Genomic DNA, 11466 nt, shown 5'->3' on the forward strand with positions numbered 1-11466 from the left:
AGTACACCATGGTCGTCATCCCCGGGCTGTCCTCGCTGCTGGAGGCCGTCGGCAAGCACGTCAGCTCCTGGGACGACAGGGGTAGCCGCCTGGTGGTGGACGCCGGCAGCCTCGTTGAGTCGGCGGCCTGTCCCCGCTGCACCTGCAGCAGTTCTCGTCTGCACGGCCGCTACCGGCGATGGGTCGCCGACTGCCCATCCTTCGGCCAAGCCGTGACACTCGCCGTCGAGGTGCGGCGCTTCAAGTGTGTCAACCCCGGCTGCCCGCGGCGAACCTTCTCCGAGCGGGTCGAGACACTGGTGGCTGCCGGCCAACGACGCACGCTGAGGCTGGTCGAGGCAGTGCGCTCGCTGGGCTACGCCCTCGGCGGCGAGGCGGCCGCCCGGCTGGCGGAACGCTTGGGTATGCGTGTCAGTGGGCCGACGGTGCTGCGCGATTTGCGCCGCGCCGGCTGTCCACCACCCACGACAGTACCTGTGGTCATCGGCATCGACGACTGGGCGATTGCTCGCGGTCACCGCTACGGCACGATCGTCGTTGACTTGGAGAAGCAGCGTCCGATTGAACTGCTGGCCGGACGCGACGCAGCCACCGTCGTCGCCTGGCTGAAGGAGCAGCCTGCCGTTGAGGTCATCGCCCGTGACCGAGGCGGCGCTTACGCCGATGCAGCACGCACCGCCGCCCCCGGCGCCCAGCAGGTGGCGGACCGCTGGCACTTGCTGGCGAACCTGCGCGATGCCTTCGAGCGGTTGCTGCTGCGCTGTCCGGGCAAGTTGAAGGAAGCCGCCGGCCAAGCGAGCGAGACACTGCAGCTTGAGGCCATTGCGGCCGCGGAGTCCACCAAGCCTGCCGACGTCATGCCGACCGAACCACTCCTCAAGGCTTGGCAGCGCCAGAGCAACGCACGCCGGGAATGTCGGCTGGCCCGCTACGAAGAGGCGGTGCGCCGCCACAAGACCGGCGAGTCGATCAGGGCCATCGGTCTGGCCATGAACCTCGACCGTCGCACCGTGCGGGGCTTCGTGCACGCCGATGCGTTCCCCGAGCGGGCGCAGCGTGCTCGCGCTCCCAGCCTGCTCGACGTCCATCAGCAGTACATGGCCACACGCGCTGCCGAAGGCTGCCGCAACGCCATGCAGGTCTGGCACGAGCTGCGTGCTCGCGGCTTCACCGGCGGACGCAGCATCGTGCGCGATGCCTTTGCGCAGCTACGCACCGCTGCGCCTGAGGGCAGCAGGCCGCAACCGACAACGGCCGCGGGACGCACGCTCTCTGCGCCCTCAGCACGGCGGGCCTGCGCCTGGCTGCTGGGCTGGCAGGAGGGCCAGCTCACGCAGACCGAGCGCAGCGACCGGGAACGCTTCGTCGAAACTCTCTGCCGCATCGAGCCGACCGTCGCCGCTGCCCGTGAACTGGCGCTTCGGCTGTTCGGCGTCGCACGCAGTCGTGACCTCGACGGATTCGATCGTTGGCTGGCCCAAGCGCGCACTTGCCCGATGCCAGACTTGCAGCGCTTCGCGGCCGGGCTTGAGGCGGATCTGTCGGCCGTGCGAGCTGCCTTCAGTTCTCCATGGAGCAGCGGGCAGGTTGAGGGGCAGATCAACCGGCTGAAGTACCTCAAGCGGCAGATGTACGGGAGAGCCAAACTTGACCTGATGCGAATCCGCGTCCTGCACCCGAACTAACCCCCATCACAGAGAATGAGGAAGAGCCCAGAAACTGACTCCCCATGTTGCCTCACCGAGCTCGGTTCGTGGCTCCTGACGTTCGACGTCAGAGATCACTGCCAGGATAGCGATGCGCACAGTAGCCTCCAGCAACCGGGAGCTGGTTCGCTGGACATCTTTGTGCTGGCAGTAACCACATCGAAAATCTTTTTGCCTCCGAAAATGGCCGCTCCCCTTCAGACCACACAAGCCTCAGCCTCGCCGCAGCAAACTTGGTTGCCGCCAGCCTTCTTGGCGCGGTACATGGCCACGTCGGCGGTGGCCAGCAGCGTGCAAGCCGTCGCATGCTCCTCGTCCAGGAAGGCGACGCCGATGCTCGCCGACACCGCGCAAGGACTTTTGCCCAAGACCGGGATGGGCTCGCGAATCACCGCCAATATCCGCTCCAGCGTGCTCATGCAATCTTCCTGGCCCTTCAAGTCCGCAAATATCAATACGAATTCGTCCCCGCCGATGCGAGCAATCGTGTCGCCGGCCCGCATGCCAGCTTGCATGCGCCGCGCCACTGTGCACAACACCACGTCGCCGGTTTCATGGCCATGGGTATCGTTGATGGGCTTGAAACCATCGAGGTCCATGAAAGCCACAGCGAGAAGGTGTTCCGAGCGCCGACGGCCGTGCAGGCACAACTCAAGGCGCTCGTGCAGCAGCCTGCGGTTCGGGAGGCCGGTCAATGAATCGTATAGCGCGGCGCGCTCAATTTCCTGTTGCTGCAGCCGGGTCTGCGTAACGTCCAGCATGACCCACAGCGACTCGCCGGCACGGTCAGCCATCAGCGCGCCGCTGGCATCGACCCATATCGGCGAGCCATTCTTTTTTCTCAGCAAGAGCTGGGCCCTGAAGGGCGAGCCTGACGCGAGGTGCGTGTAGGCCGCCTTGCCCAGACGGTCATAGGCCTCGTCGTCGCCACAGAGCACACGGGTCGTGTAGCCGACGAGATCCTGAAGCGGGTGGCCGAACATCGTCTCGATGGCCTTGTTCGCCCACATGATCTGCCCGGCCTTGAGCCGCAAAATGCCGATCAGCTCGTTGTTGAGCATCAGCCCCTGCTCGTCCACCAGCCGCGACACTTCCTGCTGTGCCCGGTATTGCCGCACCCGCGAGCGGTAAACGCCGCACGACGCCCCGAGCAGCACCAGCATCAGCACCGAGGCCAGCGCAACCTGCACAGCGGCGTCAGCGCGCCATTGCGAAAAGAATTCAGCAGTGGCCAGCCCGGCCAGGACGTAGAGCGGAAACGGATGGACGCGCCGGTACGAATTGGTGCGTTCGATATTGTCGAGCTTGGTGCGCGACACGAAGAATCCCTGTGCCGGAGAAACTTTCAACGACGCAGCCAATTCGGGCGACACGTTGGCGCTGCCCACGGGCGGCGGGCCGCCGTTGTCTCCCGGCGTGTAGCGCGCGACCAGGCGAAGAGATTCAGTTCGCAGCGTGACCGCCCCCTGGCGGCCGACCGAAAGCGACTTGAAGAGGTCATGGAATTCCTCCACGGCCACATTCGCATAGACGATGCCGGCAAAGCTGCCGTCAAGATTGGACAGGCGCCGCGCCAGCACCAGCACCCATTTCTTGCTGATCCGGGCATGGGTGGGCTCCGAGACGACCAGCGCATCGGCAGCCTCGTCGCGCACGCGGCGGAAATACTCCCGGTCGCCAAGATTGACCGTCTGGAATGGCGGCACACCGGCGCCGGGCTGCACATTGCCCAGCGCGTCGGTGATCCACAGGCTCTCAATTTCGGGCACCAGCGACTTCTGCTCCGCTAGCACCTGCTTGACGAATGCAAGGTCCAGCGGCCCTCGACTGCCAATGTGTTTGAGCCTGAACCCCGTGCTCAGCAGGGCACCGTCCACGCGGTTCAGCTTGGCCCAGATGCCGGCCTTGAGCCCTTCGACCAGGTTCTCGGTGGCGGTCCTGGCGCGGGCCTCGTGGATCTGGCGGCTGGTGCGCAGCGAGTGGAAAACCGTCAGGCCCAGCATGGCGCCAACGATCAGGTTGACGGCGACCAGCCAGCGGGCGAAACGCCGAAGCTCCCTAGCTTTCAGAGACCGGCTTGCGCCTGTTGCAGGCATCTTGATGCACCCTTTTCGCTGACGGCGGCCAAGCCTACCGAGCCCAAGCTCCACCGTCTTTCTACCTGCAACTGGGCCACAAATTCATGCCGCGCGCCTTGTGCGGCATCAACCCTGGAGCGGCCAGAAACGGAGGGCAAGAGCCCTATGCGGATGGCGATCCGGCCGGAAAGCCCGATGTGCGGTGACGCGGGTACCACCGCACAAAATCAAGCATGTCGGCACCGTTGAGCACCGCGCAGTAAACCTGCAGCAGCGCATTGGCGCCCAGCCGGCTCCAGCGCATGTGACCCATGGTCTTCATGCGTTGGTCAACGACATACTCCATTGCCGACTCCGTGTCACCGGTGGAGATAGGCCGGCGCTGTCGATACCGCGTTCCGTAGTCAATGGGCCAGTCAGCGTAGCTCTGCAGGTAGTTGATGAGGCTACCCAGCGGGTTGCGACATCCGGTCCAACCAGTGTCGCGACGCAACGCTTCAAGGCGTTGCAGGCACCCGAGCCAGAAACCCCTTGGCTTTCTCCTCCCGCGCGCTCAGCCAGCGCCTCAAAGGCATTCCAGGCTTGATCCGCAGCCCCTGTACCGCGGTACGCACGTGTTTGAAACGCATGGCGATGAAGATGCATGCCATTTGGTCCAGCGTGACCGCCAGGACTTGGCCTCTGGGCAGGCGCCCAGTGTTCATGAAGCAGTGCGAGCGCCTGTGGCGCAAAATTCGTGACGCCCTCTGGCACGGCCATGCCTCGAAGTCCATCGAGCTTGCTCGGATGCTGGCCGCGTCACTACTGGAGGAGCATCCACGTCTGCCGCCGTTCTATGCATCGTGTGCAGTGACCTCCTACGGCGCCGCTACCAGGCTGCTGGAGTTCCTGGTCAACAACCGTACGACGCTGCCGAATTACCACAGGGAGCGTCGGGCCGGCCGCCGGATTTCCACCGCGGCGGCAGAGTCGGTCATGAACCATCTGATCAACCGCCGGTCGTCGAAGCGCCAGCAGATGCGCTGGTCGATGAGCGGTGCCCATTACGTGCTGCTTGCCCGGGTCGAGATGCTGGACGGGCGCTTGGTGGAGCACTTTACCCATCGGTTTCCACGATTTCGCTCGCCGGAAATTCAGTTGCAATCACAACCTTTTTAGAGGCACTCCCCACGCTTTTTCCACTCCCCGCATTACTGGATTTCAACACCCGCTGCTCGCAGTCACACCGAGGCGGCTGTCCTGATCCGGCTCAGAGGTGGCGCGCTTGGCCGGGACTTTGCTCCAACGCGGCCAGCGCGCCGCGGTACAGCGCCCGGCGCTCAGGCAAGGCGTTCGACCGTGGATCGTGGGTATGGCGAGCAATGGCATCGATCTCCAGGCGGTCGGCCAACTCATTGAGGCCGCGGGCGTGCCACAAATAGGCCGCTGTCAGGCAGGCATCTGGAGTCCGAGCCACTAGGTCCGGCTGCTGCTCGTAGGGCTGCCCAAGCGCAGCGCCCGCGTCGCGGTAGGTTTCGCGCCCCAACAGCCGGATCAATCCTCGGCCGCGGTAGCGCCATCCGTCACCACTGGCAGCGTCGCCATTACCCCAGCAACCGTTGTAAACCGTATCGGCCAGTACCTGTGGCGCACCCACCATCCGTTCAGCATGGGCCGGATCCGGCACGCGCTCAGGCCAGGTCGCACAGATGTGCTCGGGCGTGCGGTAGAGCATGCCCTCTTCCAGCGTGACAAAGCCGCGGCTTTCGAAGGCGCACTGCGCCACAAACGCGGCCACACGTGCCGGCGTGCAGATGTCAAAGCGTGCACATGCGTGGCTCAGCAGCGGGGCGAAGGTGTCGGCGACGCGGGGTGCGATGCCCGAGGCCTGTAGGGTCTTGGCCAGCAATTCGCGCAAGGCAACGCCCCGGGGCTGCATCGCCCACTGCATCACGACCCCGGCGTCAGCGCCAAACCGCTCGCGCAGCGCAAGGATTTCTTGTCTGGCCTGCATCCCCGTCAGCTGCCCTCGGGCAGCGCGCGCTTCGATGTCGTCCATGGCGGCCTCGTATTCGGGAGGCGGGCTCTGCGGAGAGGGCGCTGAAAACGGAACAGTGCTCATGATGCTTGCCTTGGTCGGGGGTCATGCCCTGTGGAACAGGCATCCGGCCAACGACCTCGTGGGCCCTCAAAAGCCGGCATGCTGCAGTGCAGCAATATTATGAATGTTAAGTAAATATGAATTATTTATTGGGTCTATTTGCCCCTTAGCTGCCAAGGCGATGGCGACTCCGGACCGCGGTTGGGTAGAGATTGGCCAAGGAAACGAAGCACTTGGCAGATGGCGGAAGCCACGCGCTACTGCAGCAGTGGCCGAGCGCAAGGCCGTAGAAGCAGGCCAATGCCGCACCAGAACGCGACTGCAGGATTCAGATGATGTGCCGGGATGAGGCCAAACTTCCCCATCGGGTTTGATACGGTTCCAGGGCGCCGGCCCTAGCGGCCTTCTTGTGGCCGGTTCAGCCAGACTTGACTGGGATGCCGACGCTGCGCATCTGGCCGTGCCCATGCTTGCTGCAGATGCAACTTGGGTTGGGGCTGAACGACTTCAGATATGGGAGCGCATCGCCCACTGCATCAAGAAACCGGCGTCAAGTGCGAGCCGCTCGCGCAGCTCGAAGATTTCCTGCCTAGCCTGCCCCAGCGTCAACTCGCCCAAGGCCGCTCGACGCTCAAGGTCGGCCATGGCTATCTCGTATTCCGGCGGGGGACCGCTTCTGAAGAGAACTGCTGACGTGTCGATGTGCATGGCTTTGGCCTTGATCGTGGGTTGTGCCCTGAGAAGCGGGTACGCCAGCCAAGCGCCTTGTGGGCGCCAACCTGACGGGCATGTTGCAGTGCAGCAATCATCGTTCCGTTTGGCAGGTGCGGCTACTACGGCGATCACGTAAGAAGCGACACGCGGTGTCTTGGAAGCTATGCCGGCTGACACCCAGGCGAAGCTGCCATTCTCTTGTTAAGCCAGATTTCAATCCTTCAAACTTCAATCTTTATGCCTTGCACAACAGTTTGGCTGCCGCTGCTGCACTGTGGTGTTGCTGCGCGGTTGGTTCACTTTGCGTACGCCTGATGGGAACCCATCAAATTGCACCGATACCCTACGTCGATGTGGAAGGCGGTCTTGTAGAGGCGGCCGGTGTGCCTGCCGTGTGGTCAAGCCACTTCAGCAATGTTACGTACAACGCCATGGGTTCCACCGGCTTGCCGACGAAGTCGTTCATGCCCGCGGCAAGGCACGCCGCGCGGTCCTCGTCGAAGGCGTTGGCAGTCATGGCCAGGATGGGCAGCGTCTGCAGCCCCGGAAGCGCGCGCAGTGCCCGCGTGGCCTCCAGCCCATCCATCACCGGCATCTGCATGTCCATCAGCACCAGGTCGTAGGCCGTTTGCTGTGCCTTCTCGACAGCGCTGCGGCCATCCTCGGCAAAGTCCACCTGCAGCCCTACGCTGCGCAGCAGCGCCAGCGCCACCTCGCGGTTGATGATGTGGTCCTCGGCCACCAGCACTCGCGCGCCAGCGTGGCGCTGGCGCAGCGTAGCGTCGGCGGCCGTTGTCGGCGCCGCAGCAGCGACGGCTGGCGCGGCCCCCCGGGCCAGCCAGGCCGTGAACCAGAACAGGCTGCCGCCGCCGGGGCGGGCCTGTACACCGGCGCTACCGCCCATCAGCTCTGCCAGGCGGCGCGTGATGGTCAGGCCCAGCCCCGTGCCACCGTGCTCGCGTGTGGTGGAGGCGTCGGCCTGCTCAAACGGCTGGAACAGCCGCGACAGCTGCTGTGGGTCAACGCCGACGCCGCTGTCCTCGACCTCGAAGCGCACCAGCAGCCGCTGGCGCCGCTCCTGCAGCCCTCGCGCGCGCAGCGCGATGTGACCCGCTGCAGTGAACTTCACGGCGTTGCTGGCGTAGTTCAGCAGGGCCTGGCGTACCCGGGTCTCGTCGCCGCGAAGCGCGTCAGGCACGCTGCCCGCGTCGATGTTCACAGCCAGGCCCTTGGCCGCGGCACTGTCGCCCACGATCGAGCCCACCTGCTGCAAGAGCGAGCGCAGCCCGAAGTCGCGCTCCTCCAGTTCCAGCTTGCCGGCCTCAATCTTGGAGAGGTCCAGGATGTCGTTGAGGATGGAAAGCAGGTGCTGTGCCGCAGCCTCGATCTTGCCCAGCTGCTGGACCTGATGCGGAGTGACGTCGTCTGCCTGCCCGAGCAGATGGGCCAGGCCCAGGATGGCGTTCATCGGCGTGCGGATCTCGTGGCTCATGTTGGCCAGGAATGCGCTCTTGGCCCGGCTGGCGGCCTCGGCCGCATCACGTGCCGCGGCCAGCTCCGCGGTGCGTTCCTGCACCCGCTGCTCCAGCGTGGCGTTGAGCTCGGCCAGGCCGGCTGCGGCCGCCTTGTGCTCGGTGATGTCCACCGCCATGCCGACCACGCCCACGATGTGCCCGTCCTCGTCGCGCAACGGTGCCTTGGTGGTGATGTAGGTGCGCTGCCGGCCCGCGAACTGGCCGCTTTCCTCCACGCGCTGCATCTGCCCGGTATGGAGCACGCGCAGGTCGTTGTGGCGCACCGCGGCGGCGAAGCCGGGGTCGTGCAGCTCGGCGTCGGTGCGGCCGATGAACTCGGCTGCGGGCCGGCCGTGCAGCCGGGCACCAGCCTCGTTCATCAGCAGATAGCGGCCTTCCCGGTCCTTGACGAACACGAGGTTGTCGGTGGCGGCCAGCACGGCGGCGAGCAGCGCATGGCGTGCACGCAAGCTGGCCTGGGCCTGGCGCAGCTCGTCCTCGGCCTGGTGGCGCCGGGTGACGTCCACCGAGGCGCCGAGCAGCCGCTGCGGCTGCCCCGCGGCGTCGCACACGACCTCGCCGCGGGAGTACAGCCAGCGGACGCTGCCGTCGGGCAGCCGGATGCGGAACTCGCGCTCGAAGACACCCGTGCCCCCAATGGCGGACGCGATGGCCGCCTCGTGAGCTGCCCGGTCCTCGGCGGCAATGCTGCTGCGCCACTGCTCGGCGGTGACGTGGCCATGCCCCACGGCGTACCCCAGAAGCCGGGCCATCATGGGCGAGAGGGCGCATTCGAGCGTGGCCAGGTCCAGCGACCAGACGCCCATGTGCCCGGCCTCGGCCCCCAGGCGCTGCAGCTCCTGTAGCTCCTGCAGCTGCTCCTGAAGCCGCCGCCGGTCCGTCACGTCGATTGACACGGCAAACACGCGGGGTGGTGCGCTGGGTGAACGGATCAGCCTCAAGGTGCTGGTGACCCATGTGACGTCGCCGTCCGGGCGCAAGTACCGCTTCTCGAGCGAGAACGGCTCGCCCGATGCCACGAGGCGCTCCAACAGTTGCTGATTGGCGTCCCGGTCGTCGGGTTGCGTGATGTCGAGCATGCGTTGCCCCAGCAGGGCCTCGCGCGCCAGCCCCACGAGCTGGCAGAAGCGCTGGTTGGCCTCGACGAAGCGTCCGTCCAGATCCAGCTCGTACAGGCCTGCACCGGTCTGGGCGTACAGGGCCGCCAAGTGCGCCTCGCGGCTGCGCAGGGCCTCCTCCGCGCGGGCGCGCTCGATCGCGTGCCACGCCCGCTCCAGCGTGTCGCGGGCCAGGGCCAGCGCGCCTTCGTCCCAGCGGCGCGGCTGGCCGCAGCCGACGAACAGCACGGCGCGCAGTGCGTCCTGGTGCACCAGCGGCACTTGCAGCAGCGCGCGTACACCGGGCACGTCGGCCCAGACCTCGCCTGCCGCATCGGTGGCGGGCAGCCCATCAGGTCGCACGTCGTCCACGCACACCACTTCGCCCGAGCGCAGCGACCAGACGTGCTTCAGGGCGGTGTCCGTCAGCCGCCGGCGCAGCGGGATTGCGGGGCGTCCGTCTGCGCGCCACTGGCTGTGTACGAAGAGGTGCTCGCCGTCGTCCGTGAGTTCGCCGATGCCGGCGAAGGCTGACTGCAGCGCCGTGCACAGCACCTCGCAGGCTGCTGTGGCGGCCTCGCGTGCCGTCGCCGCCTCGCGCAGCCGCTGCTCCAACCCCAGCAGGTGGGCCGCGCGCTCGGCGTGCTGGCGCTGCTCGTGTACGTCCACACCGGTGCCGAACCAGGCTGTGATGGCACCGCTGCTGCGCAGAGGCTTGCCACGCTCCAGATGCCAGCGCCAGGCGCCGTCATGGCGGCGGTAACGGCACTCGAACTCCAGGGAAGTGCCAGCGGTCAGCGCCCGGGCCACGGCCGTGCGCACGGCCTGGACGTCGTCCGGGTGGACAGCATCCATCCAGCCCTCACCCAGCGCCTGCTGCGGGACCTGGCCGCTGTACTCGTACCAACGCCGGTTGAAATAGGTAACCGACCCTGTAGCCTCGGCTGTCCACACGACGACGGGCACGCATTCGGCCAGCACCTGGAACCGGCGCTCGCTCTCGCGCAGCGCCGCCTCCCACGCCACGCGCTCGCTCAGGTCGTAGAAGTAGCACACCACCCCCGCACGGCCGTCGGGCAGCATCACCTGCTCGGCGTGCCATTCGAACGCCTGCACCTCGCCGCCGTCGCGGCGCGGCTGCACAGTGCGGGGCGCCGCGTAGGGCTCGCCCGTGCGCAGGGTGTGGCGCAGGCGCTCGATGGCCTGGCTGGCAAAAGGCTCGTGCCAGACGATGCGCAGCACCTCGGCGCAGTCACGCCCGATCAGCGGGTCGACACCCGCAAGCGCCTGGCGCGCGCCGAGGCTCACTTCGCGCAGCCGGAAGTCGCCATCGATGAGCACGATGCCGAAGGGGCTGTTGCGCACGACGGCATGGACGGTATCGCGATGGCGGCGCAGCGCCTCCTCGGTGGCCTTGTGCGCGGAAATGTCGTCGATGACGGAGACGAAGTAGTCGGGCGAGCCGTCCTCGCGCCGCACCAGGCCCACCATCAGCCGCACCCACACCGTCGAGCCGTCGGCGCGCAGGTAGCGCTTTTCCATCGTGTAGTGGTCGATGCGCCCTTGCACCAGCGCCGCCGCGTTGGCCTCGTCGGCCGCGAGGTCCTGTGGGTGCGTGATGTATTGGAAGCGGCTGTTCAGCAGCTCGGCGCGGCCGTGGCCCGCGATGGCGCAGAAGCGGTCGTTGACGGCCAGGAAGCGGCCGTCGCGGGCCACGTGCGCGATGCCTGCGGCCGCGTGCTCGAAGGTGGCGCTGTTGCCAGCCTCGCCGTGGTCAGGGAGCTGTTGCACCAGCAGGCCCTGCAGGCTTTGAGTGGCGGCAAACGCCCAGCCCGTGACGGCTCCCGCTTCCTGCGTCGGCACGGCCCGGCACTCGAATCGCCGCGCCGGGCCCTGGGCTGCAACCAGGGTGCATGTGAGCTCGAAGGCCCGGCCCTGCGCGGCGGCAGCCGTCCAGGCCGCTTGCGCCAGGGCCTGGTCCTGGACGTGGACGAACTCCAGCCAGCTGCGGCCCGCCAGGAGCTCGGTGCTGCGTCCCGTATGCGCCGCCAAGCGGCTGTTGGCATGGGCGATGCGTCCGCCCCGATCGACCACGAACACCAGCGCTGGGAGGGCTTCGGCCACTGCATCCAGCACTGACCGTTCCCCACCGCTGCGTTGCTGCGGCGCAGTGCCAGCTCGTGCAGCGGCTAGCGTGCGTCCGCCTTCTGGCAAGGTATCCATGATGCAGCTCTCCTGCCGCAAGGTACCGCAGGC

The 11466-nt window shown here is 66.7% G+C and carries 7 protein-coding genes; 2 read left to right on the plus strand and 5 right to left on the minus strand.

Annotation, left to right across the window (positions count from 1 at the left end; genetic code table 11):
* Positions 1-8: 8 nt before the first annotated feature.
* Positions 9-1685: an ISL3 family transposase gene (locus SM757_RS04440; protein ID WP_322464503.1), complete on the plus strand. Its 1677-nt coding sequence runs from the start codon at positions 9-11 to the stop codon at positions 1683-1685.
* A 218-nt stretch (positions 1686-1903) separates the two neighbouring features.
* Here SM757_RS04440 and SM757_RS04445 read toward each other — a convergent pair whose 3' ends face one another.
* Both SM757_RS04445 and SM757_RS04450 read right to left on the minus strand, forming a co-directional pair.
* A complete protein-coding gene (locus SM757_RS04445) occupies positions 1904-3802 on the minus strand; it encodes a bifunctional diguanylate cyclase/phosphodiesterase (RefSeq protein ID WP_322464504.1) in 1899 nt (632 codons plus the stop codon).
* Positions 3803-3947: 145 nt separating this feature from the next.
* Positions 3948-4106: a hypothetical protein gene (locus SM757_RS04450; RefSeq protein ID WP_322464505.1), complete on the minus strand. Its 159-nt coding sequence runs from the start codon at positions 4104-4106 to the stop codon at positions 3948-3950.
* 380 nt (positions 4107-4486) lie between these two features.
* Here SM757_RS04450 and SM757_RS04455 point away from each other — a divergent pair, with 380 nt between their 5' ends.
* Positions 4487-4942, plus strand: a complete 456-nt coding sequence (locus tag SM757_RS04455) for a hypothetical protein (protein WP_322464506.1) — start codon at positions 4487-4489, stop codon at positions 4940-4942.
* Positions 4943-5033: 91 nt separating this feature from the next.
* Here the strand turns inward: SM757_RS04455 and SM757_RS04460 are convergent, their stop codons facing one another.
* The 3 genes from SM757_RS04460 to SM757_RS04470 all read right to left on the minus strand — a co-directional run bounded on the left by SM757_RS04460 (position 5034) and on the right by SM757_RS04470 (position 11433).
* On the minus strand, positions 5034-5822 hold the full coding sequence (locus tag SM757_RS04460) for a glycoside hydrolase family 19 protein (RefSeq protein ID WP_322464507.1): 789 nt from the start codon (positions 5820-5822) through the stop codon (positions 5034-5036).
* Positions 5823-6371: 549 nt separating this feature from the next.
* Entirely contained in the window at positions 6372-6572 is a 201-nt protein-coding gene (locus tag SM757_RS04465) for a hypothetical protein (protein ID WP_322464508.1), read from the minus strand.
* Positions 6573-6921: 349 nt separating this feature from the next.
* Positions 6922-11433, minus strand: a complete 4512-nt coding sequence (locus SM757_RS04470; protein WP_322464509.1) for a PAS domain S-box protein — start codon at positions 11431-11433, stop codon at positions 6922-6924.
* Positions 11434-11466 lie beyond the last annotated feature (33 nt).

The sequence above is a fragment of the Azohydromonas lata genome (genome assembly GCF_034427735.1).
GTDB lineage: Bacteria > Pseudomonadota > Gammaproteobacteria > Burkholderiales > Burkholderiaceae_C > Azohydromonas > Azohydromonas lata.